Below are 23230 nucleotides of genomic sequence, written 5' to 3'. Positions count from 1 at the left end.
AGGGATCTCACAGCAGCCTCCCAAGTGAATGACTTCTCAGGCCCCAGAAACCCGATCTTCATAGTGCTTTCTAGTATATACGGGGTTAAAGGGTATATAAACCATGGATACATATAGAGGATCAACTAGATCATAACCAAAGAACCTCAGCCCTTTCAGAATAGAATATGAAGATCTAGAGCATCTAAACTAGATCTGCTAAATTATTAATCTAAAAGCCCAGCTCTTTAGGATAATGAGGAGTGGACAACCCTAATCACCTAGACCGAGATAGAGGATATAGAACTAGCTAATAATAGATATAGCCTCAGGTTACGTTTTTGAATTCATATAAGCTTATGATTGTTAATATTAATTGTATTAATTGTGCTTAGCCCTTTTAATGCTATGAGACATGCAAACGCCATGTACCCATCAACTCTCCATAACCCAAGGACTATAAGCTTGATGAGCAGTGCGGGGAGGAATGGCTTTGATGAAGATCTCCACATCCCCGAGGGGAGATAGGCTCCGTAGGCTGTGTGGAGAGAGAATAGGATGTGAGGGCTAGCGGAGATATAAAACATAGTGAACCGCAATGAAGGCCTAACTCCTATGTCTTTTCATCCTCTAGATGGTGGAGCTAGATAATAATCTGCTAATAACATATATATTACCTGGGCCGCATAGTTTGAAGGGAACGGTGCTCCTGATCCCATCGCTTGTGGGCCTCATAGCTGCGGTTATATCGATAGTAGATACCTCTGGGGGTAGCAGTGTTTGTGATATAAATAGCTATATATCCTGTACAAGGGTTGCCCTTTCAAGTTATTCTAGATTCATGGGTATAAGCCTCTCGATATGGGCTATTGCATATTTCATATTAACGGCAACCCTAGCTATGGTATATATAACGAGCAGGTTATCATCTATCCTTAAGATGCTCTGGGGCTTGTCGATAGCAGCTATCCCAATAATAGCTGTCCTCATATACATCGAGATCGCAATTATAAGATCTTTATGTATATACTGCACAGTAATGCATATATCGATAGCATCGCTAGCCTATATATCAACGGCAGAGATTATAAAGACGAGATCGCTTCGAAAGCCATAGATATGAGATCCTTAACCATGATCTTAATAGGCTGCAATGCTTATCCATAGGAAAACCAAATTGAGATCGTATACAGGGAAAATCTCTATAAGCTCGATATATAGATATATTATTTGGGCGGGGGTGCCCGAGCCAGGTCAAAGGGGTCGGGCTGAGGACCCGATGGCGTAGGCCTGCGTGGGTTCAAATCCCACCCCCCGCACCAGCTTAAGACCTGATGATGCCTTTCCTTTTTCGATCCGATCAATCGCGGCATCTTGATCCATTTCCCATTTGGAGACCATAGCTCTTCAGAGGCTGGAGACTGCTTTGATAAAAACAAATATTAGCCTTAGGGTAGATGTGGTTAGTGATTGCAATGGATATCCTAATGCCAGTTAGATTTGAGGAGGGCAAGCTGGTATGGCTCGATGTTACTAGGCTTCCCTATGAAGAGGTATGGCATTCATCTGATGATATAGAGAGGATCTCGCAGGCTATAGAAAGGCTTGAGATCAGGGGGGCACCTGCTATAGGTGTTGCAGCGGCCCTAGCCCTCGCTGTTGTTGCATATAAGAGCAGGGGTTCTAGAGAGGAGCTTATACTTTCTCTCGAAAGAGCTGCGCAGAGGCTCTCGAAAACAAGGCCTACTGCTGTTAACCTCTTCTGGGCTATTAAGAGGATTATGAATGGCGTTTATAGCATGGCTGGTAAGGGTTATAGTGCTGAGGAGATAAGATCCTTTGTGATTAATGAGGCCCTCAAGATCCAGAAGGAGGATCTAGAGGCTAATATTGCGATAGGAAAGCATGGCGCCGAGCTTATAGATGATGGAGACGTAATACTAACCCACTGCAACACAGGATCCCTTGCAACCTCCGGCTTCGGAACCGCTTTAGGGGTTATAAGGTATGCGTGGATGCAGGGCAAGAGAATCAGTGTTATAGCGACAGAGACTAGACCGCTTCTCCAGGGGGCGAGGCTAACTGTTTGGGAGCTTATGAGGGATGGGATACCGGTGAAGCTGGTTACAGATAACTCCGTGGGTTATCTCATGTATAGGGGGATGGTCTCAAAGGTTATAGTTGGGGCTGATAGGATCCTAGCTACAGGTCATGTAGCGAATAAGATAGGTACATATATGATAGCTCTAGCAGCTAAGAGACATAATATACCCTTCTATGTTGCTGCACCAACATCAACAATAGATCTTGAAACAAGTGTTGAAAACCTGGTTATAGAAGAGAGGAATCCTGAGGAGGTTAAGAGGGTAATGGGTAAGCTCCTCATAACAAGGGAAGATGCAGAAGCGATAAACCCCGCCTTTGATATAACACCTCCAGACCTCATCACAGGGATTATAACTGAGCTAGGCATCATATACCCACCATATGAGAGGAACATTAGGGATATGGTTAAGAGGAAAACAAATAGCGGCTAAGCCACTCAGCAAGGCATTTCTCGATAAGATCTATGCTGGATAGCCCTATCGCTTTAAACACCTATTTATATCCTCTAAACCAGCATTTGTTTTAACCCCTATATCATCGAAGTGGGTTCTACTAGCATCATAGCCCATAGATCTTAGGCATTCTATCAGCCCCTCCCTAGGAGGCATATTAACCTTAGCACGCCTAGCAAGGTAATCAATCCTATAGAAGAAAGGCTTATCAATACGATCCTCAGTCTCGAGTAGGGAGACAAGCCATTTAATCCTATCCCTCGTCTCAAGCCAAGTATATCTATCAACAGAGCTTGCCAAACCCCTAGCAAGCTCAGGATCTGCTAGGGATCCTAGCCATGCAGGGCCTAGGAGAGTCATGTTGGATCCACATAGAGGGCATCTAACCCCTCTAGCGATATCCTGATTAGCTTCTCTATAGCCACAGGATGGACATAATGCTATATAGCCTGTCCTAGCCAGAATATGATCGGCCTTCGAAGCCCCCATATCTATTGAGAAGTAAACCCTATAATAGTGATCCGCGTAATATGAGAGCAAAGGCTTTAAAGCCATGTCATGCTCAGAAGCCTTAGAAACCACACTATAGATCAAAACCCTTAAGCCAAGCTCCCTCCTAAAATCCACACTAGAATCCACGCGAGCCCTATACCTCCTAAACGCCTTAGAGGGATATCTACCAGTCAGCGGACCGAGATCTGTGGCTGTTACCGCAAGAACCCCGCCTATCCCAGCAAACTTAATAGCACTCTCTATATATGGGGCAGGAGATCCATAGGGATCTATGTCTAGATAGTCAACATGGATCCCCGACTTTGAGAGGGATATCATAAGCTGGTTAGCATCCTCACAATAGATTCTAGATAAACCCGAGATCCCGTTTAAAAGTATATTTAATTTCATAACCTTACATGCCTGAGGATCTATATCGTTTAGAATGATCCCAGATATCCCATCAACCTCGAGAGCTATCCTCACACCCCTAACACCTGTTGCAGCCATAGGATCTGAGGCACTTTCTATTCTACCGAATAGCCTTGAATATGTGTTTAGGAAAGCTATAGCAATGTCTCTATTAAAAACCATAGCTGGGTTATAGAAGACTGGGGCATGTGCTGGCTCATAAATACCATCTGATCTAAGAAAAAGTTCTTTCTTAGGAGCTATGATCCTAGCCCTACCCTCTGCTATCACCTCAGCCCATGGAGGAATATCTATCTCTAGCCCCACCTAGATCCACCTTTGCTCTAGGCGTCGAGCTAGAGATCCTTTGGCACCTCGCTAGCAATCTTCTCAGGTGTGTTTGGAGCTAGCCAGTCTATTAGCTTTTTAATATCCTTGGCTTCGATGAACACGTTTATAGGCCCCATGCTACTCTCTCTATCTTCTTCTACAAAGGATAGCTTCCCTGCATATGCTGCCTGCTTATTTATCTTAAACGATAGATATTTATCAACAGCACTTCTACTAAATATCCTTCTCGCTGTATCAGCTATCCTCTCCCTCACTATTATCTCTCGAATCTTTAGCAGCGATGTTATAGAGCTAGACTCCCCTATGATAACCTTATATGTGCCCACCTCGGCAACTCTATAGCTCTCTAGGTTAAATAGGTTTGAGAGTGCCTTTCTAACCTTCTCTATATCCTCCGTAGGCCTTACCTCAGCCTCAACCCTTATCCTCATACTCCCATAAAAAGATATATTGGAAGCCGATATATTGATTAGCTATAGAGGCTTAGAGGTGGAACCCGCTTCTTCCTTGTTGAGCCAACATGCTGAGTAGTGCTTAGGCCCAACCTCGAAATACGGTGGATCCTCTCTCTTACATATTTCCATAGCATATGGGCATCTAGGATGGAATCTACAGCCAGACGGTATTGAGAGTGCACTAGGTACCTCGCCTATTATTGGAACCTCCTTTATCCTCCACCTACCCTTTGGATCTGGTGTTGGGACTGCTGCGATTAGAGCTTGGGTATATGGGTGCTTAGGCCTTAGGAGTATCTCATCTGTTGGGCCGTGCTCAACGATCCTTCCTAGATACATTACGTTTATATAGTCGCATATTATGTTAGCAACAGCTAGATCGTGTGTTATGAATACATATGTTAGATTCTTCTGCTCCTTAAGATCTAGCATTAGCTTTAGTATCTCAGCCCTTATAGATACATCAAGCATGGAGACAGGCTCGTCAGCAACCACAAGCCTTGGACCCAGTATTATCGCCCTAGCTATGTTTACCCTCTGCCTCTGACCCCCGCTCAGCTGGAATGGATATCTATTTAGAAACTCCTCTGGAGGGGTTAGCTTCACATCCTCTAGAGCCTTTATAACCATCTCAAGCCTCTCCTTCTCATCTTTATAGCCATGTATTATCAGAGGCTCTTCCAGAATATCTTTTATAGTCATCCTTGGGTTTAGAGAGCCGTATGGGTCTTGGAATACTATCTGGATCTCCCTCCTCAACATCTTAAGAGCCCTACCCCTTACCCTTGATATATCGAACATCGGGCCGCCTTTACTCTCTATATATGGTACTCCCTCCTCTAGCAATATCTTTGAAAGCTCCTCCGAAGGCCTATAATATATAGAGCCCTCTGTAGGCCTGTAGAGACCCACTATAAGCTTTCCAAGGGTTGTCTTTCCACACCCAGATTCTCCTACTAGGCATGTAACCTTACCCCTTTCAATGAATATGTTGACACCATCTACGGCTTTTACAACTCTGCTTCTTCTAGCAAGGATCTCTGTTATGGATCTTGCTAGTGAGAAATACATCTTAACCCCTATACCAGCTAGGATCACATCATCCCTACCACTTATCTCCTCTATCTTCATCCAGATCACCTCTACTGCTTAATAGGTGTAACCCCCTCCTTATGTAGCCAGCACGCCGATATATGATCCTTATCTATCTGGAAATACGGGGGCTCCTCCCTCCTACATATATCCATTGCAAATGGGCACCTAGGATGGAATCTACAGCCAGGAGGCGGGCTCCTAAGATCTGGTGGGAAGCCGGGTATCCATGAGAGCTCCTTAGTACCTCCGATCCTTGGTATGCTTGCCATAAGCCCTCTCGTATATGGGTGTGCCGGATTTGTATATATCTTCTCCGATGGCCCTAGCTCCACAATCTTACCTGCATACATGATAGCCACCTTATCAGCTATCTCAGCCACCAATGAGAGATCATGTGTTATGAGGATTATACTCATATTCCTCTCCTTTCTCAGCCTCTTAAAAAGATTCAGGATCTGGGCTTGGACAACAACGTCTAAAGCAGTTGTTGGCTCATCAGCTATCACTATATCTGGCTGTAGAGCTAGGGCCATAGCTATCACAGCCCTCTGCCTCATACCACCGCTGAACTCATGTGGATAGTTATTAACCCTGCTTGGATCTATACCTACTGCTTTTAAAAGCTCCGCAGCCCTCTGCAGAGCCTCCTTCTTACTCACATCCTCATGAGCCATTATAGCATCGGCTATCTGATCCCCAATCCTCTTCACAGGGTTTAAGGCGTTTAACGCGCTCTGGAATACCATGCTTATCCTCTTCCACCTAATCTCCTTCCTCATGGTCTCTTCAGGTAGCTTCAGTATATCAACCCCATCTAGAAGGATGCTTCCATCCACAATCCTTCCCGGAGGGGGTACAAGTCTTAGAAGGCTGAACCCTAGTGTTGACTTTCCAGACCCAGACTCCCCTACTATACCTATCGTCTCCCCCTTCTCAAGTGTAAATGAAACCCCATCAACAGCTCTAACAGCACCTCTAAGGGTGAAAAAATACGTTTTTAGATTCCTCACCTCTAGAAGAGGCGCCATAGTAACCGCCCTACTATTTATGCTCTCACCGAGTATTTTACATAGATGCTTATAACTATAATCTACTATATCAAAGCTAATATTTAATTAAAATTTGAGATGAGCTTTTAACAGCAAAACATATATCCTTGGAGATCCGCCTATCCCAAAGATCTAGAGATTTTTACAGCTGTGAGCCTCACATTCTAGAGTGGGGAGGGGATTGGCTAATTTAAGTTGCCTCTAGTAATCTCCTTTATAGAGAACCTATAGAGTTGTTTATCAGCTGTATAGCGCCATGTATCTTGGTGGTTATATGGGATTCAGAATACCGAGGGCGCTAACCATAGCAGGTGTTGATAGCGGCGGGGGGGCTGGCATAGCTGCTGATCTAAAGACATTCGCAGCCCTCCAAGTACATGGATTAGTAGCTGTTACAAGTGTGACTGCTCAAAACACCCTCGGAGTATATGGGATCCACGATATACCACCCCAGATGGTGGAGCTTCAAATAGATGTTGTTGCAGAGGATATAGGTGTTGATGCTGCGAAAACAGGTATGCTGAGTAACCCGGGGATTGTGAGGAGCGTTGCAAGATCTGTGAGGAAGCACGGCTTCCCCCTAGTCGTGGATCCTGTTATATTTGCTAAGAGCGGGGATAGGCTTTTAACGGAAGACGCTGTTGAGGTGCTGGCTAAGGAGCTGCTCCCCCTAGCTAGGGTTGTTACCCCAAATAAGTTTGAGGCTGAAAGACTCTCTGGGATCAAGATCGAAAGTCTTGAGGATGCCGAGAGGGCTGGGAAAATTATAAGGGATAGATATGGCCCCGAGATCGTTGTTGTCAAGGGAGGACATCTATCGGGTGATAAGAGTGTTGATGTTGTAATCACATCCAGCGGCGTTCTAAGGCTAGAGGGGCCGAAGATAGATGGGTGCACACATGGAACCGGGTGCTCGTTCTCCGCTGCGATCGCAGCATATATAGCCAAGGGAGAAGATCCCTTGACAGCTATTAGGAAGGCTAAGGAATTCATATCGATAGCTATAGAGAGAAGCTATAAAATAGGTAAGGGCCACTGCCCCGTGAATCCTACAGCATATTTGGAGATCGATGCAGAGAGGTATAGAGCTATAGAGCTTGTCGAGAAAGCCTTAAAGATCATTGATGAGAGGGCTGAGGATATAGCTAAGCTAATACCAGAGGTTCAGAGCAACCTAGCATATGCCCTCCCACCATATCTCGCCAAGGGGATCAACGACGTGATCGCTATACCAGGTAGAATTGTGAACTATATGGGCAGAGCTAGAGCCTCAGGCCCTCCAAGGCCTGGGGCTTCTAGCCATGTTGCGAGGGGGATCCTGGCTGCTATGGAGATCTACCCAGAATATAGATCTGCTATGAACATCAAATATATACCAGGGATCGAGAATATAGCATCTAAAGCAGGCTTTAAAGTATCTTGGTATGATAGGAGGGAAGAGCCCGAGGATGTGAAGAAGAGGGAGGGCGCTACAATACCCTGGGGGGTTAGAGAGGCTATAAAGAGAATCGGCTCGATGCCAGATATAGTGATCGACTATGGGGATTTTGGTAAAGAGCCTGGGGCGAAGATCTTTGGGAGAGATCCGGTCGATGTTGTTAATAAGTTATTGAAGCTGATAGATGCTTTGAAAGAGAGTAAGGCTATAGGCTAGAAGATCTCCTCCCAGATCTCCTGTTTTTTAGCTCTTCAAGCATTTCAAGCATAAGTTTTCTCTCAACGCTAGCTACAATCCGCCTCGTAGATATAACAGCATCTGGATTAACAGATATGCTATCGATCCCCTCCCTCACGAGGAACTCAACGATCTCTGGGTAGTAGCTGGGCGCCTGTCCACATATAGATACAGTACGTCCATTTCTCTTAGCACCCCTTATAATCATCCTCATAGCTCTAAGCACAGCCTCGTCCCTCTCATCGAAGTAGCCCATAGAGCTGAGGAGATCCGAGTCCCTATCTATCCCGAGCACCATCTGGGTGAGATCGTTGCTCCCAATGCTAAAGCCGTCAAAGTATTTGGAGAACTTATCTATTAGAAGGGCTACTGATGGAACCTCTGCCATCGCCCATATCTTGAAATCCTTGGAGCTTCTGAGATCCTCTTCAGCCATTAGCTCAATCACCTTCTCAGCCTCCCACAGAGTTCTAACCATTGGTACCATAACCCAGACGTTCTTCAAACCCATCTCCTCTCTAACCCTCTTTATAGCCTTGAGCTCCAGCTTGAATGCCTCTCTATAGAGTGGATGTATATATCTTGAAGCACCTCTCCAGCCAAGCATCGGATTCCTCTCATCTGGTTCGAAACTCTCGCCTCCTATGAGCCTTTTATATTCGTTGCTCTTGAAATCGCTGAATCGAACTACAACTGGTCTCGGCGCTATTTTAGAGGCTACCATAGCTATCCCGCTCGAGAGTCTATCTATGAAGAACTCCTGCTTCTCATGCTTTATAAGATATAGCGGGTGATAGCCTATCCAGCTCGATATCACAAACTCTATCCTCATAAGCCCTATACCATCGAATGGGAGATCTAGGTATTTCTCTATAGCCTCGGGCTCCCCTAGATTCATATATATCTTTGTAGCCGTTGGTATATATATCTCCTCCCTCCTAGCCTCCACACGCTCTATAGCCTGTGTGGCGAGGCTAACCTCTACATAGCCGTTATCAAGCTTCTTCTCCTGTTCAAGATGCTCTATAACCTCAACAATTCCTCTACTCCCATCTACCTTTAGGATCTCCCCATCCACGATGGAATCCATAATACCTGCAACACCAACAACAGCTGGTATTCCAAGCTCTCTAGCGGTTATAGCTGCATGGCTTGTAACACCCCCCTTCTCAGTGACTATGGCTGAGGCGATCCTCATTAATGGAACCCAGTCAGGGTCTGTCATAGATGTTACAAGCACCTCGCCTCTGTTAAAACCTTTTAGCTTTGCCTCCTCAACACTCCTGAGGATCTTGGCTCTCCCAACACCTATTCCTGGTGATGCTGCGAGGCCCTTAAAGATCCTCTTCCCCCTCTCCTGGATCTTCCTAGGGGGTTGGGGCTTTGGAACCGTGGTTACAGGCCTCACCTGGAGTATATATAGCCTGCCATTTCCATCTATAGCCCATTCTATGTCTACAGGGGTGCCGAGCATTTTCTCGAGCTTCATAGCTATAGATGCTATCTCCCTAGCCTCTTCATCAGAGATGCTAGGCTTCTCCGCCCTCTCGCCTGGAACCTGTCTATCTAGATTAGCCCTTTTCTCGGGATCATATACCAGTTCTCGATCCTTCTTCGAGATAAACCTCTCAACAACATCTAGACTTGACTTTTCAACAACAAATTTATCAGGTGTTACAACACCCCTTACGATATACTCTCCCAACCCCCATATACTCTCTATAACAACTATATTTGGATCTCCATCGAGGGGGTTGATGCTAAATGCAACACCAGCAGATCTTGGGTCAACCATTATCTGCACAACAACAGCCATTGCAAGGCTCTTCTCATCTACGAGGCCCTTAGCCTTTCTATATACAAGAGCCCTAGCTGTGAAGAGAGATGCCCAGCATTTCTTCACAGCCTGCAATACGTTCTCAGCGCTATATACATTTAGGAATGTATCATGCTGCCCCGCAAACGAGGCCTCAGCGAGATCCTCAGCAATGGCGGAGCTCCTAACAGCAACTCTACATATATTACTCCCCACAGCCTTTCTACATAGATCCTCATATGAAATAGCTATCTCCCTAGCTATCTCATCTGGAAGCTCAGTACCCTCTATAAGGCTCATCAACTCCCTACTCATCTCCTCAGGAGAGCCTCTCTCCCCCATAGCCTCTATAGCTCCTCTAATGGTCTTTTCTAACCCACTAATCCTTAGAAAGTCTATGAAAGCCCTAGTAGTTATTATAAATCCAGGTGCTGTTGGAATACTGTTTTTTACAAGCCTTACAAGGCCAAGGCCCTTCCCCCCTATTAGGTTTATATCTTCAGGGGCCTCCTCAAAATAGAATATATATTTAAACCTGGGTCCATCCTGTTTCACTTATTATACCCAGTAACTACTAATATTACAGGGTATAAAAGCTATTATGAGATAACCCATATAGCGACCTTAAAAATAGCAAGTTCTTTTTAAGGGCATCCCAAAAATGAGGCTATAGAGCAATATGTACTCAGGGATATCGCATTATCTATATATGATGAAGTTGATAATGCACTAATTGATCCTTGATAAGTATAAGACAAGACATCTCGATCCACTAATGACGCTGAGAATTGCTTTAGCATAAGGCCTTAATAGTATAGGGGAAAAGAAGAAACATGGTTAACATATCTAAAAGCTAGTAGGTATGGGCAACTTCCACTAGCTTATAACCCCGAGATAATAATTAGGTATTGGAGCCGCCGTAGCTCAGCTGGTAGAGCGCCGGCCTTGTACGGGCCTAGGTTTGCCGAGGTCGCTGGGAGAGCCGGTGGTCGCGGGTTCAAATCCCGCCGGCGGCTCTTAAAGCATTATCAGATCAACAATTATATTTCTTTGAGAAATTACTTTGAATGTGGAATTATGCATGTAATAATCCTAGCGGGAGGTTATGCAACAAGGCTCCGACCCCTCACACTTACAAGGCCAAAAGCGCTCCTACCGATCCTCGATAGACCCCTTATAGACTGGGTTATTGAGGGTGCGATTAAAAGTGGTGCTAAGAGAATCACCCTCTCGCTGCACCACATGTCTGATCAGATCTTAGACCATGTTATATCTAGATGGGGGAAAACAATTAGTATAGATCATTATGTTGAGAGGGTACCGCTTGGCGATGCAGGCCCTCTGAGGGAGATCGATGAAAATCTTGGGATAGACTACCCCGTCATCGTGATCTATGGGGATATATTTAGCTCCGTAGATATTGGGGAGCTATATAACTACCATAGATCTAGAGGTGGAATCGCTACGCTAACCATAACCAGGGTGAAGGATGTGAGGAGATATGGTGTTGTGAATATCGATGAAAACAATAGGGTTTTAGGCTTTATCGAGAAACCCCCATCAGGTGAGGGAGGATATATCAATGCTGGAATATATGTTTTCGAGAGGGAGGCTATAGAGAAGATTGAGAAGGGTAGGAAACAGGGTATTGGAAGAGATCTCATGCCAAGACTTCTAGAGGCTGGCGATGTATATGCATATATACATAACGGTGTGTGGAACGATATCGGAGTCCCAAACGACTATATAAATGCGAATCTAGATGCCCTGAATATGATCTCTAGAGATGGTATATATATAAGCCCGGGATCCTCGATTGATAGAAGTGCAGAGCTAATACCCCCCATATATATCGGTGAGAATGTACAGATAGAAGGCGATGCAACGATTGGGAGAGGTTCAATAATTATGAGGGGATCGATAATAAAGAGGGGATCCCTCATAATGGGGAGCCTCATTATGAGCAGAGTTATAGTCGATCAAAGCACAACTATTGTTAACTCCATAGTTGGCGAGGGAAGCTATATAGGAAGATGGGTTAGGATCTCGAGGAACTGCATCATTGGCGACGGTGTATATATAAATAACCTCGCATGCCTAGGTGAGGGAACAGTTGTGCTCCCCTATAAGGATCTAGATACGCAGGATCTATGTAGCGAGGCTAACAAGATAATACTTTAGCGATACAGCTAAAAATCCCTGCTAGAAATCCTCTCCAGCTCCTCACCTAAGATCTTCTCAATATCCGTGAGATGCTTTCTAAGTAGATGTAGATAAACCCCTTTCTTCGTGTAGGGGCCATCACCACAGAGCCTACAGTATATAGAGAATTCCTTTCTATATATAAGAGTAGCTGAAACCCTTGCAACAGCCTCAACAAGATCTTTACATACGGCGGTTTGCATAGCCCCAAGATCTGAGGATGGACAGAGCTCTACACCCCCCATCCCAGGCTCTATAGCTTCTTTAATACACGCTTTAGCTAGATTCCTAATCGATAGTGGATATTTTATCGACAAGCACACCATGAGAATCTAGTGTAAGACAGATAAAAGCTAGATGTAGAGACTGCAAATCGATATAGCTAGCTAGGAAGATCACGAGTATTTAGTGGGTAGAAACCTTTAGGTTGGCTTAGTATGGCTTATTATCATGTAATCCACCTAGATAATAGAGGTTCTGCCGTTCACCTGAGAGCAGTCTTTTATTATTGTTTATGGTTATTTTTAGCCACCCTCGGGGTCATCACGGTCTCCCCGGGCCCCCTCACCGCGGTTCTCCCACGGATCTCAGAAACCCAGGGTCACTGATAAACATATGGTCTTCGGAGCTCATATATGTATCGGCATAGCTAATAGCCCGCCCTGAAGGGTAAGGCTTCCAGTTGTAATTGTGGATCAAGATGGGTTTGGGCAAAACGCTTATATCCATATCATATGCTAGCTCTAACCCTGGGGCTTAGATGTCTGTTGAGACTTTAGACGGTGTTAGAACAAAATTTGGGGTTATGGATAGTACTGAAGTCTCTGGAGAAGGTTTTAGACATAGCTATCCATTGGATCTAGCTCTTAGGATCTTAGATCTTGTAAGGATCAAAGGTGAAGTAGATAGCCAGATATTCTCTACTATGGGGTTTTCAAAGGAATTCAGAATATATATGTCTAAATGGATTTCCAGTCTAAGAAACTTTAAATACGATCATCAGTTCTCAAGCTATCTAGTAGCAAACGGGATCCCAGAGCATATATTTGAACGTGTAATAAGTAATCTAGAAGACCTGACCATATCTACAACTATAATACTAACCGAAGAGAGGGTAACACTTACAGATGCTATAACCTATATGGGGATCCTGAGGAGGGTTCTAAATAGCTCTGATAGCGATTCCATCTTTAGATATATAGTTGGGGATGGGAGGCTCAGCAATATAGCCTCTAGAGTGGCACTTCTAATACTGTTCGTACTTTCAATTTATATGCAAGATGAATTGGATGAAATAGAGGTCTGAGGTGCCGCCGCCGGGATTCGAACCCGGGACCTCCGGATTTCCCAGCGACCCCGGTGGCATTTGACCCATATGAGTCCGGCGCTCTCACCAGCTGAGCTACGGCGGCTCCTTATGTGTATATCTTTACGGTTTTATAAGCAATCATGCTCCTTTGCCTAGTATCTTCCCTTGAGCTATTTATGATCCTTCTTATAGCTTCTCTTATGACATCTGATCTTGTTACACCGTTTTTCTTCGCATATTTATCTAGAAGCTCTATCGTCTCCTCATCAAGCTTTACACTTATAACCTTTAACACCATGCTCTCTACACCGAATATTTCTAGGTATTTAATATCTTATTAGTATTGCGATAACCTAGATATCTAGAGAGGGGTTAGCGAAACTATTTATGTTGGGGGCTTCTCTATAGCTAGGCCTTTGATCTATTCTTACTCCATATCGCTTTTAGATCTTCGATTGTTACACCCCTTGGCTCCTGGGCAACATCTATCCCTATAGATGTTAGGATCTTTCTAACTATATTCCTCATCATATCTATAGCCGTCTTCTCACCGATTTTTAGGGTCTTCTCAACCTGGGACCATGGATTGCCCTGAAGGGTCTTGACAATTGTTAGCATTTCCTCCTTCTTATCAAGATCTGCATCGAGGCATCCATCGCGCCAGTATGCTGTTATAAGCTCTTTTATTGCATCATTACATACTTCGTAGGTCATAATACCCTTTACATATAGAAGGATCCTCTCCAGATCCACCTTATCGATCTCGTAGCTGGCTATATGGGCTCTAGAGCCACAGCTAGGAGGCTTCAGAAGGAATCTAGCTACCTCTGGCTCTAGATCCCTGTAGGTGTCATACATGCTCTCTAAGATTCTGTTTCTAAACCTCTCACCAATAGCCTCTACAAGGATCCTGACATCATTGTTAAGGGGCTTCACAACTATACACGTATACTCGCCTGACACAGGGTTCCTCTCGGGCGACATGTGGATTGGTGTATAGCCGTTTTTTGTCCAGAAGTTGAGGAGCTCCTCAGTAGCTCCGAAGCCAGAGCCAACCCATGAGTAGCCCCTTTCAATCGCTTCCTCCTCGATCTTCTTAAGAAATGCCGAACCTATACCCCTGCCCTGCACATCTGGGTGAACAGCGATTCTAACGATCCTCCAACCCACTGTTCCAGCGAAGTCCACTATTCTATAGTGCTTTATAATCCTATCCGGTATTATATTGCCAGGCATCTTACCAGCGCCTAGAATCGATTGAAGCTCGCTAGTAACAGGACCCTCCTCAGCAAGCTGGGCAGAGGCCACTATCTTCCCACTTGGGGTTGCCATAGCTCTTACACTGTGGTGGGGGGCATCAGCTATCATACCTAGATCATCTGGCTCATTCCTATAATGGGCCTGGACATAGATGCCGAAGAGGCTCTTCAGCGTATCCTTCCCCTTCTCTGTGAAGAGCTCCTCAGGATCTAGCTTTAGATATATGAGCTCTCCCCTAGCTATCGCCTCTAGATCCCTTTCATCCAGCTTCTCAGGCTCAGCATCTAGGAGAAGGGTTCTGAACTGCCACTCTTCCACAGGATCTCCTGCAGCATATCTTATGGGCTCGCTCATCTCAACAATATATGTGCTTGACTTCTCATCACCCCTAATCCTCTTTAGAAACCTGACAGTGAAGCCCCTCCCAGCACCTTCATAGCCATGTATGGTTGTTGCGAATATAGATCTGTCAAACGCCTCCCAGATCTTCCAGAGTATATTGACGGGGAGGCCCGCTGCCTCATCCACTATAGCTATATCGAGATCTAGCCTTGGGAGTATAGATGGCTCCCAATACTCTATCGAGAACCTCTCACCCTTAACCTCTATGATCCTCCCGCCCCTCTTAATAACCCTATACGGGATCTTCATAACCTCTAGGGTTTCTATAGCCATTTTCATGAGCTGCTCCACATTCAGAGGAGATCTCGCTGTAACACCAACCCTAACCTTGTTCTTAACCTTCATAAGCTCTCCAATCAACCCTATAATCCCTATCCCTATAGCGCTGCTCTTACCCCTGCCCCTATCTGATATAACTACTATAGATGTCCTCTTCCTAGGCTTCTCAATCAGCTTCTCCAACTCCCTTATAACCCTAACCTGATCCATTGTAAGGGCCTTTTGATAGACCTCCCTCGGGAATTTCACATCAGCCGGGATCTCGATCTTCTCCTTCTCAGGAGATTTTCTAGGCTGCTCAGCGATCTTTAGGATCTTATCTTCATCAGAGTCATATATGCTAACACCATCACTCCTCAAGAGATTATCTATAAACCACCTAACGAAAACAGTCCTTGGAATAGGCTTCTGAGGTACAGCCAGCTCCTCTCTAAAGAGATTCCTCCACTGAGGCCATCTATCGAATGGAGGTGTTATAAAGACCACAATACCTCCCCCTTCAACGATACCCACAAGCCTGCCCACATCGTTTGGTTTAAGACTATCAGTTAGATCCATTATAAGGGCGCTATATGTTGTTCCAAGATACTCCTCTGAATCCTCATATCTTATCACATCAATATCAACATTCTTAGCAAGTTTAGGCAATAGCTCCCTAAAGATCCTAACCCTTATCAGCTCCTCAACAAATTCATCATGATGAACATATAGAACCCTCACACGATCATTCCTCCTAGAAGCATAGATCCCCACCAGATCTGTGGCAACTAACCCCTGCTTAACAGGATCAGAACCTGTTATAGTTACAAGGGTTCTATGCCTAGTAGTAGCTATAATCTTTAATATAGCCTTAAACTTCCTCCTAAAAGAAACATAGTTCTCCCTCATAATCTCTCTTAACAATGACTTCGATATCCTTATCTCCTCCACCCTACCCCTAGAATCGCTGTTACCTACTGACATGCTAACATCTCTATTATATAATCAACCTAGCAACCCTTTTAGTGAACTCCACTTAATATATGGATCTGTACCGGTCTCTAAGACATCAGCAAACCTGATCTAATCAGCTGTGAAAATCGAGTTAACTAGCTAATATCAGAGCTGATCCCCTGATTGAGATGGAGAATGAAAAGCATAGAGCATGTATAGAGGGTTACTCTGACCTTCTCCCCCCAACCTAAAGGATTGGGTTTTCAGCTGTAACTAGTTCTAGGGGATAGATCTTGTTTGTTGTATCGTTTATCCATAGCCACAGATCTTCTCTATATATTTTTCCCCCTAAGCGATTCCCTCACCCTTCTGATCTCTTCTAGGGCGGATGGATTCTCTAGCGCCGATGTATCGCCAGGATCTCTATCTAGCATTATAGCCCTTATCATCCTTCTCATTATCTTTGCATTCCTAGTTCTCGGCAGATCTTTTACAAATAAGATCCTCTCTGGTGTAAGGGCTTTTCCAAGATTCTTTGATACAAATTCTATTAGCTCCTCCTCGCTAACCTCTCCCTTCCTTATTGCGAAGCAATATATAGTCTCACCCTTGATCTCGTGTGGAACGCCTATACAGGCAGACTCTGCTATTGATGGGTGTGAGTTTATAACGCTCTCTATCTCCGCAGGCCCAACCCTCTTCCCAGCAACCTTTATCGTGTCATCGCTTCTACCAACTATATAGAAGAATCCATTTTCATCATACATAGCTAGATCCCCGTGGATCCATGTGTCGTTACATCTAGACCAATATGTTTTTATATACCTCTCTGGATCCCTCCAGAACCCCCTAGTCATTCCAGGCCATACACTCATAACAGCTAGCTCCCCCTCAGTATTTGGAGGTGCTTCTCTACAGTCCTCTGTGAGAATCCTAGCATCTATCCCTGGTGAGGGGGCGTTGAAAGATGAGGGCCTTATCTCGTTAACAACATAGTTACCTAGGATTCCACCGGAGATCTCAGTTCCTCCTGAGTAGTTTATTATGGGGGCCTCTCCAATAGCCCTATATAGCCAGATCCAGCTATCAGGATCTATAGGCTCTCCAGTATTTCCAGCAGCCCTAACCTCTATCCTCGGGGGTGAGGGTCTCTCCCTCTTAAAGCTTCTCACAAGGCTTGCTGATAGGCCTAGAACATCTATCCTGGCTTTTCTAACAAACTCAACTATACGATCTAGATCCGGGTATCCCTCATAGATAGCCAGCCTAGATCCTAAGAGGAGTGTTCCGAGAACAGCCCAGGGGCCCATCATCCACCCCATATCGGTTATCCATGTTAATGTCTCCCCAGGCTTTACATCGAATTGGAAGTACATATCTGCAGCAGCCTTTATAGCAAAGCCTATGTGGGAGTGAACACATGCCTTGGGCTTCCCAGTGGTTCCAGAGGTGTAGAGAAGCATTGCAGGATCCTCGGCATCTGTATCCTCAACATAATCCCCAGGTGTTTTCAACACATCATCATAATAGCTATAATCACCCCTCCCAACCCCTGTTCTATTAACAACCACTCTGATCACTTTGAGACCCTCGAGATTCTCGAGCATCCTAACCTCCTTACCCTTCCTATACATAACATCTGAGGCAAACACAACCTTACAATCACAATCCTCAACCCTAACCCTTATAGGCTCAGGACCAAAGCCTGAGAAGAGTGGTACGAAGATAAGACCCGCCCTCATGATCCCAAGCATGATCGGGACTATCTCGGGGATCATCGGCATATACACAGCAACCCTATCACCCTTCGAAAGACCAAGAACCCTTTTCAGGAAAGAGGCGACCGATCTAGCCTGTGAGAGGATCTCTGAATATGTGGCCTCCCTATAATCGCCATTCTCACCCATCCATTTAAGATAGATATGCCCCTCATCAGGGATCATGGATCCCAGATTGAATCCAGCGCCAACAAACCACCTAGCCCACGGCTTCCCCCTAGAGAGATCTAGAACCCTCTCATATGGTCTGGAGAACCTCAGATTAATAATCCTGGCAAACTCCCCCCAGAATCTCTCGGGCTCCTCATATGTATGTCTAACAAACCCCCTGAGATCCTTTATACCATGCTCAACCATATATCTATATACATTGCTCTCCTCAACAATAGAAGGAGTTGGCTTCCAACTAACCATAGAACCTACCCTCCCTTACCAAAAATATTACTTAAGGATAGCTAAATATCCTACCAAATCGACTTTAGAAAATATGAGGTAGTTTCCCATGCCCTGAGAACACCACTTCCTGCTTGTCTCTAAATGATGTGTTGCGGTAGTATAGGTTGGCTAGTTCACCCTCTATAGACAAGTGGTTAGAGATTCTTCAACCTCTGGTCTATATATGCTTCGCAGCCCTCTCTCTATAGGTGTGGCTAGATGGGCTATAGCACTGTGGATGTAGATGTGAAGAATAATATGGGCTGGATATATATGAATAGGCCTGAGAAATATAACGCTATGAACACCGCTATGTTGAGAGAGCTCATATCAGCTGTGGATGATGTGGAGAGAAACCCCAACGCCAAGATCCTTGTTCTGAGTGGGAGGGGTAAGGCGTTCTCAGCGGGGATAGATCTCTTGGAGCTGGCCTCGGCCAAAGATCCCGATGAGGCTGGGAAGCTATTTCAGAGCCTAGCATCTCTCTTCAGAAGATTACTGAGTGTTGAGAAGCCATTGATAGTAGCTGTTAACGGTGATGCCTTTGGAGGAGGGGCCGAGCTCCTATGGGTTGGAGATGCTGTTGTCATCGTAGATGGTGCTAGGATCTCGTGGGCAGAGGCTAGATGGGGTCTTCTACCCCCTGCGCTCTCCACCATAGGGGTCCTAGCCCTGGGCCCTGTAAGGGCGTCCTATCTAGCTATGTCATCATCTATAATCTCTGCTAGGGAGGCCCTCGAGATAGGCTTAGCAACGCATATAACCCAGCCCGAGAAGCTCGAGGAAACAGTTGTTAGTATAGCTAGGGCTTTTATGGAGAACTCCCCCCAGGCTCTTAGGGCTATAAAGCGGATTAAGAGGAGCATAGTCATGACACATATGCTCGAGCTAGGGGTCTCCGAGCTGGAGAGGCTATCGAGAACGGTCTCAGCATTGAATGCTGCGAGAGCCTTTGCTGAGAAGAGGAAGCCTAGCTACGAGTGGTAGAAATATAAGCTCTAACCACATCTCTAGACATGAGAAGCCGCGGTAGCTCAGCCTGGTAGAGCGCTGCCCTGGTAAGGCAGAGGTCCCGGGTTCGAATCCCGGCCGCGGCTCCTATACAGCTAATAACCATATCCATGGTGATGAGGGCCAACATGGTGGATCATTATGTCTAAGATCCTAATAACTGGGAGCCCTGGTGTTGGAAAAACAACGCTATTTACAAAAATACTATCTAGCATAGCTGGAGATCGATATAGAGTTGCAGGCTTCGTATGCCCAGAGGTGAGGGAGGGCGGTAGAAGGGCTGGATTTAGAATTGTTGATCTCTCTAGTGGTGTTTCCGGCTGGCTAGCCATAAGCTTTGAGAGGCTAGGCGGTCTATGCAGGGGTACGAGGATCGGTAGATACTGTGTTATCGAGGATGATGTTAGCAGGGTTATGGAGAATACTGAGAGATCCTTAGAGGGGGCTGATCTCATAGCTATAGATGAGATAGGCCCTATGGAGCTGAGTGTTGAGAGCTGTAGAAGAATCATATATAAATCGATCGAGATGAAGAAGCCAGGGCTCTTCGTGGTTCACCTAAGACTTGTAGATGAGATCTCAGAGAGGATAGGAAGGGCTGGTATGGATTATACTGTCTATCGGGTAGAGCTTAACAATAGGGACTCACTATATCACGAAATACTTCCGAGGATTAGATCGATGCTTGGCCAGGGTAGGGCGACATAGTTATAAGGTTTGCCGCGTTTATGCATAGTAGTGGGTGGAGAATGCCTGAGATCAAGATCGTGATCTCAGATCCAGATGTGAAGACCCCGAGAAGAGTTAAGGCAATAGCTATAGCTGACCCGAGCCTCCCATATGGGGAGGATGAGAAGTCCCAGAAGATCCTGCCAAAGGCAAGGATATCCCCGATCCTCAAGAAGATCCTGGATCCCCAGCTGGGTGTTATATCTATTAGAATTAAGAAGCAGGATGGCTCAAAGGTGAAGCTGGTGGCACAGATAGTTACAGATGAGAAGATACCAGAGGGGGAGATAAGGCTTCCAGAGGGCTTTATGAGGGAGAAGCTCGGCGTAGATAGAGCCCTTGCAGAGGTTATGAGGGCCCCAAGCTTCCAGATAACATTGTCTTCCGAGAAGAGCTCCAAGCTATATGGTCTAAAGATAGGCGATACAATAGACGGATCTATAGTTGGGCTATCAGGATATAGCCTTCTAATAACAGGCGGAAGCGATAAAGCTGGGGCACCGATGCTCCCCTATATATCTGGGCCTGTTAAGAAATACGTACTCCTAAGCGGCCCACCGGGATTCCATCCAAAGGAGGACGGGCTTAGGAAGAGAAAGTTTGTTAGAGGAAACACTATTAGCGAGGATACTGTACAGGTTAACACGGTTATAGTTAAAAGACCTGGGAGTAAATAGCTCGATATAAGCTCCATAGCCAACATATTCTTAGGTGCACTTATTGGTTAAGAAGAAGCAAGAGGAGGCACCGAAAGAGATACCGCTGCCTAGTGAGGGCCAGGTTATATGTGTTGTCACAGGTGCTATGGGGGCTGAGTGGCTAAAGGTGGTTTGCACAGATAATGTTGAGAGAGTTGCTAGAATCCCTGGGAAGTTTAGGAAGAGGGTGTGGATATCACCTGGAGATCTCGTTCTATGCGCTCCATGGGATTTCAGAAGCGATAGGGCGGATGTTATATATAGATATGAGAAGCATGAGAAAAAATATCTCTTAGACAAGGGGATAGTGCCTAAGGAGCTATTAGACCTCGTGGGTACATAACCCGGCTAATCATTGGGCAAGGCTGATGGCTCCTCGATTCCCCCAGTAGCATGTTCTAACTATATATGTTTGTAATCCATAATATAGCAAGGTATAGGTGTAGATGAGGCGAGTACCCCCACTCGTAGTTTCACAGACTATGGTTATCCTCTATGCTCTAGCACTAACCTTTCTACCAGGAGAGGTATATTGGATCATAGTGACCCTCTTCTTCATAACATATATGGCCATCATGATATTCATAAATATCAGGAGGGTGAGGCTCTCAGTAAGTAGTGAGGATGCTCAATATATAAGATCTGGTAGACAGATCATAAGGGTGGATCCTAGAAAGGCTATAGAGCTTATCCAAGAAGACAGGGCTTTAAATGAGGAGATAAGGGAGCAGATGAAATTCACCATGCTACCCCTCATATCACTCCCAATAGTCTTTCTACTCTATTACATATACCAAACATATGTAACCCCCCACTATATAGGCTCCAGCGACCCCCTAATAAGATTCATTGGAAACCTTGTTATGTTTGAAATCTTCTTTCTAGTCCCTCTAGCAATAAATAGAGCATATATAAGGGGTAAGAATATCTCTATGGTTCAACCTATAATGGATTATATGATAACAGACCGGGGTATACAGGGTTCTGGAGTTCTTATAAAATTCCCACTAGAGGATCAGAATATAGTGATTAGATGTAATAAAGCTAGAAAATTCATAGAGATCCTTAGAGAGCAGCAGAACCCGATGGGGGGTAAGATGTCTCTCCACCAGAGGCTATATATGGAAGCAAAGGATCTGGAGAGGGCTGTTGAAGCTATAAGAAGATATGGGAAAGCAAATATACAGTGCACATAACCTAATAATAGGCTAATCTTTCTTCTCCACATTGCTATACATGGTTCTCAAATTAATAATAAGCGATCTTGAACAGAGATCAGCCCTTAATCATGGTATCCTAATCATAAGTTATGAGGATCTTTTTGATCTAATCGCTTAGAGTCAGCACTATAGGCTATTTGCTTGAATAATAAATAAATAAAAAATATAGTTTCGGGAAAAGAGGATCTTTATTGAATTAGATATCGGTTTAAGAATATAAGGGTTGTAACAAGTAGTTTCTGATGTGACGTATATGGAATTAGTTCTAGGAAGATCAATCGCCTATATGTTCTCCATAGTCAGCTGGGGTGAGGGTGTTGGCTATAGAGAGGAGATATGATGTTGTGATTGTTGGTGCTGGGGTTGCAGGATCTACAGCTGCTTATCTCCTCAGCAAGATGGGCTTCTCAGTAGCCCTTATAGATGCTAAGCCGAGCCACAGGGCTGGGGATAAACCCTGTGGAGATGCTATTGGGAAACACCACTTCGAGGAGGTTGGGATAGACCCTCCCAAGGGTGAGGAGCTGGACGGCATTGTCAAGGGGATTATGCTATATAGCCCCTCTGAAGAGGTGGTTCTAACTATAGAGGGTGAGGGTTATGAGATAAACAGGGTTAGGTTTACCCAGAGGCTTATAAGGGATAGCATTGATAATGGTGCTGACTACTATGATGAGACAAACGCATCTGCACCTATAATTGAGGGGGGCTTTGTAAGGGGTGTTGTTGCTAGTAGGAAGGGGGATAAGCTTGTCTTCAGATCTAATGTGGTTATAGATGCCTCTGGCTCTGCTAGGAGCATCGTTAGGAGGCTTCCGCAGGACTGGCCTATAGTGGATCCTATAAGGCCTGAGGATACCCAGATAGCATATAGAGAGATAAGGGTTCTCGATGAGTGGATAGATAAGCCAGAATATATAAGGATCTATGTGAATCTAAAGATAGCACCTGGGGGCTACTGGTGGAACTTCCCGAAGAGCATAGCTAAAACCGTTAACGTTGGGCTAGGGGTGCAGGGTGGCAAGGGCTATGAGCATCCCAGGGTATATCTCTATAGATATATCCTCACAAGACCCGAGTTCAGAAACTCAAA

20 protein-coding genes and 4 tRNA genes are annotated in these 23230 nt (G+C 45.1%); 14 read left to right on the top strand and 10 right to left on the bottom strand.

Annotation, left to right across the window (positions count from 1 at the left end; translation table 11 throughout):
* The first annotated feature begins 670 nt into the window (after positions 1–670).
* The 3 genes from QXE01_04995 to mtnA all read left to right on the top strand — a co-directional run bounded on the left by QXE01_04995 (position 671) and on the right by mtnA (position 2516).
* Positions 671–1096 (top strand): vitamin K epoxide reductase family protein, encoded by a 426-nt coding sequence (locus tag QXE01_04995; GenBank protein MEM4970589.1) that lies wholly within the window; start codon positions 671–673, stop codon positions 1094–1096.
* A 117-nt stretch (positions 1097–1213) separates the two neighbouring features.
* Positions 1214–1301: transfer RNA gene (locus QXE01_04990), tRNA-Leu, on the top strand.
* 153 nt (positions 1302–1454) lie between these two features.
* Positions 1455–2516, top strand: a complete 1062-nt coding sequence (gene mtnA / locus QXE01_04985) for an S-methyl-5-thioribose-1-phosphate isomerase (protein MEM4970588.1) — start codon at positions 1455–1457, stop codon at positions 2514–2516.
* A gap of 45 nt (positions 2517–2561) precedes the next feature.
* Here the strand turns inward: mtnA and QXE01_04980 are convergent, their stop codons facing one another.
* The 4 genes from QXE01_04980 to QXE01_04965 are packed head-to-tail and all read right to left on the bottom strand — an operon-like array spanning position 2562 to position 6369.
* Positions 2562–3767 (bottom strand): tRNA (guanine(10)-N(2))-dimethyltransferase, encoded by a 1206-nt coding sequence (locus tag QXE01_04980; GenBank protein ID MEM4970587.1) that lies wholly within the window; start codon positions 3765–3767, stop codon positions 2562–2564.
* 29 nt (positions 3768–3796) lie between these two features.
* Positions 3797–4222, bottom strand: coding sequence for an RNA-binding domain-containing protein (locus QXE01_04975; GenBank protein MEM4970586.1), 426 nt, complete (start codon positions 4220–4222; stop codon positions 3797–3799).
* 42 nt (positions 4223–4264) lie between these two features.
* The gene (locus tag QXE01_04970) at positions 4265–5377 is read right to left on the bottom strand and encodes an ATP-binding cassette domain-containing protein (GenBank protein ID MEM4970585.1); all 1113 of its coding nucleotides are present in this window, start codon (positions 5375–5377) and stop codon (positions 4265–4267) included.
* A gap of 11 nt (positions 5378–5388) precedes the next feature.
* A complete protein-coding gene (locus QXE01_04965; GenBank protein ID MEM4970584.1) occupies positions 5389–6369 on the bottom strand; it encodes an ABC transporter ATP-binding protein in 981 nt (326 codons plus the stop codon).
* A 295-nt stretch (positions 6370–6664) separates the two neighbouring features.
* Here QXE01_04965 and QXE01_04960 point away from each other — a divergent pair, with 295 nt between their 5' ends.
* Entirely contained in the window at positions 6665–8044 is a 1380-nt protein-coding gene (locus QXE01_04960) for a bifunctional hydroxymethylpyrimidine kinase/phosphomethylpyrimidine kinase (GenBank protein ID MEM4970583.1), read from the top strand.
* Here QXE01_04960 and ppsA read toward each other — a convergent pair.
* Positions 8034–10436, bottom strand: coding sequence for a phosphoenolpyruvate synthase (ppsA, locus tag QXE01_04955; protein ID MEM4970582.1), 2403 nt, complete (start codon positions 10434–10436; stop codon positions 8034–8036). The two genes, QXE01_04960 and ppsA, sit on opposite strands and share 11 nt — an antisense overlap.
* Positions 10437–10794: 358 nt before the next feature.
* Between ppsA and QXE01_04950 the strand changes: the two genes are divergently transcribed.
* Positions 10795–10897, top strand: a tRNA-Thr gene (locus QXE01_04950).
* A 61-nt stretch (positions 10898–10958) separates the two neighbouring features.
* Complete coding sequence (locus tag QXE01_04945) at positions 10959–12062, top strand: NDP-sugar synthase (GenBank protein MEM4970581.1); 1104 nt, start codon at positions 10959–10961, stop codon at positions 12060–12062.
* Positions 12063–12070: 8 nt separating this feature from the next.
* Here QXE01_04945 and QXE01_04940 read toward each other — a convergent pair whose 3' ends face one another.
* Positions 12071–12400: a hypothetical protein gene (locus tag QXE01_04940; GenBank protein MEM4970580.1), complete on the bottom strand. Its 330-nt coding sequence runs from the start codon at positions 12398–12400 to the stop codon at positions 12071–12073.
* A gap of 443 nt (positions 12401–12843) precedes the next feature.
* Between QXE01_04940 and QXE01_04935 the strand changes: the two genes are divergently transcribed.
* Positions 12844–13389, top strand: coding sequence for a hypothetical protein (locus tag QXE01_04935; protein ID MEM4970579.1), 546 nt, complete (start codon positions 12844–12846; stop codon positions 13387–13389).
* A gap of 2 nt (positions 13390–13391) precedes the next feature.
* On the opposite strand, the gene QXE01_04930 is transcribed toward QXE01_04935, so the two are convergent.
* The 4 genes from QXE01_04930 to QXE01_04915 all read right to left on the bottom strand — a co-directional run bounded on the left by QXE01_04930 (position 13392) and on the right by QXE01_04915 (position 18458).
* A tRNA-Met gene (locus QXE01_04930) sits at positions 13392–13495 on the bottom strand.
* Positions 13496–13498: 3 nt separating this feature from the next.
* Positions 13499–13690 carry a DUF6290 family protein gene (locus QXE01_04925; GenBank protein ID MEM4970578.1) on the bottom strand — a complete coding sequence of 64 codons (192 nt, stop codon included), beginning with the start codon at positions 13688–13690 and terminating at the stop codon, positions 13499–13501.
* A gap of 110 nt (positions 13691–13800) precedes the next feature.
* The gene (locus QXE01_04920) at positions 13801–16296 is read right to left on the bottom strand and encodes a GNAT family N-acetyltransferase (GenBank protein ID MEM4970577.1); all 2496 of its coding nucleotides are present in this window, start codon (positions 16294–16296) and stop codon (positions 13801–13803) included.
* Between the two features lie 302 nt (positions 16297–16598).
* Positions 16599–18458, bottom strand: a complete 1860-nt coding sequence (locus QXE01_04915; GenBank protein MEM4970576.1) for an AMP-binding protein — start codon at positions 18456–18458, stop codon at positions 16599–16601.
* Positions 18459–18698: 240 nt separating this feature from the next.
* Between QXE01_04915 and QXE01_04910 the strand changes: the two genes are divergently transcribed.
* From QXE01_04910 to QXE01_04880, 7 genes are all read left to right on the top strand, one after another.
* On the top strand, positions 18699–19466 hold the full coding sequence (locus QXE01_04910) for an enoyl-CoA hydratase/isomerase family protein (protein ID MEM4970575.1): 768 nt from the start codon (positions 18699–18701) through the stop codon (positions 19464–19466).
* Positions 19467–19502: 36 nt separating this feature from the next.
* Positions 19503–19576 (top strand) — tRNA-Thr (locus QXE01_04905).
* A gap of 55 nt (positions 19577–19631) precedes the next feature.
* The gene (locus tag QXE01_04900; GenBank protein ID MEM4970574.1) at positions 19632–20198 is read left to right on the top strand and encodes an NTPase; all 567 of its coding nucleotides are present in this window, start codon (positions 19632–19634) and stop codon (positions 20196–20198) included.
* A 41-nt stretch (positions 20199–20239) separates the two neighbouring features.
* Positions 20240–20896, top strand: coding sequence for a 30S ribosomal protein S6e (locus QXE01_04895; protein ID MEM4970573.1), 657 nt, complete (start codon positions 20240–20242; stop codon positions 20894–20896).
* Between the two features lie 43 nt (positions 20897–20939).
* Positions 20940–21260, top strand: coding sequence for a translation initiation factor aIF-1A (locus QXE01_04890; GenBank protein MEM4970572.1), 321 nt, complete (start codon positions 20940–20942; stop codon positions 21258–21260).
* A gap of 103 nt (positions 21261–21363) precedes the next feature.
* Entirely contained in the window at positions 21364–22113 is a 750-nt protein-coding gene (locus QXE01_04885) for a DUF2208 family protein (GenBank protein MEM4970571.1), read from the top strand.
* 341 nt (positions 22114–22454) lie between these two features.
* Positions 22455–23230: NAD(P)/FAD-dependent oxidoreductase (locus QXE01_04880; protein ID MEM4970570.1), on the top strand; the 776-nt coding region annotated here is incomplete at its 3' end.

Source organism: Sulfolobales archaeon (genome assembly GCA_038897115.1).
In the GTDB taxonomy this organism is placed as follows: domain Archaea; phylum Thermoproteota; class Thermoprotei_A; order Sulfolobales; family AG1; genus AG1.
Note: the sequence above shows the minus strand (reverse complement) of the source record. Positions and strands in the feature narration are given on the sequence as shown.

What these genes read in the sequence shown, in the direction of transcription:
- mtnA (MEM4970588.1), top strand. Translation starts at nt 1,455, where the DNA reads ATGGATATCCTAATGCCAGTTAGATTTGAGGAGGGCAAGCTGGTATGG.
- QXE01_04975 (MEM4970586.1), bottom strand. Translation starts at nt 4,222, where the DNA reads ATGAGGATAAGGGTTGAGGCTGAGGTAAGGCCTACGGAGGATATAGAG.
- QXE01_04970 (MEM4970585.1), bottom strand. Translation starts at nt 5,377, where the DNA reads ATGAAGATAGAGGAGATAAGTGGTAGGGATGATGTGATCCTAGCTGGT.
- QXE01_04965 (MEM4970584.1), bottom strand. Translation starts at nt 6,369, where the DNA reads ATGGCGCCTCTTCTAGAGGTGAGGAATCTAAAAACGTATTTTTTCACC.
- QXE01_04960 (MEM4970583.1), top strand. Translation starts at nt 6,665, where the DNA reads ATGGGATTCAGAATACCGAGGGCGCTAACCATAGCAGGTGTTGATAGC.
- QXE01_04945 (MEM4970581.1), top strand. Translation starts at nt 10,959, where the DNA reads ATGCATGTAATAATCCTAGCGGGAGGTTATGCAACAAGGCTCCGACCC.
- QXE01_04935 (MEM4970579.1), top strand. Translation starts at nt 12,844, where the DNA reads ATGTCTGTTGAGACTTTAGACGGTGTTAGAACAAAATTTGGGGTTATG.
- QXE01_04925 (MEM4970578.1), bottom strand. Translation starts at nt 13,690, where the DNA reads ATGGTGTTAAAGGTTATAAGTGTAAAGCTTGATGAGGAGACGATAGAG.
- QXE01_04920 (MEM4970577.1), bottom strand. Translation starts at nt 16,296, where the DNA reads ATGTCAGTAGGTAACAGCGATTCTAGGGGTAGGGTGGAGGAGATAAGG.
- QXE01_04915 (MEM4970576.1), bottom strand. Translation starts at nt 18,458, where the DNA reads ATGGTTAGTTGGAAGCCAACTCCTTCTATTGTTGAGGAGAGCAATGTA.
- QXE01_04910 (MEM4970575.1), top strand. Translation starts at nt 18,699, where the DNA reads ATGGGCTATAGCACTGTGGATGTAGATGTGAAGAATAATATGGGCTGG.
- QXE01_04900 (MEM4970574.1), top strand. Translation starts at nt 19,632, where the DNA reads ATGTCTAAGATCCTAATAACTGGGAGCCCTGGTGTTGGAAAAACAACG.
- QXE01_04895 (MEM4970573.1), top strand. Translation starts at nt 20,240, where the DNA reads ATGCCTGAGATCAAGATCGTGATCTCAGATCCAGATGTGAAGACCCCG.
- QXE01_04885 (MEM4970571.1), top strand. Translation starts at nt 21,364, where the DNA reads ATGAGGCGAGTACCCCCACTCGTAGTTTCACAGACTATGGTTATCCTC.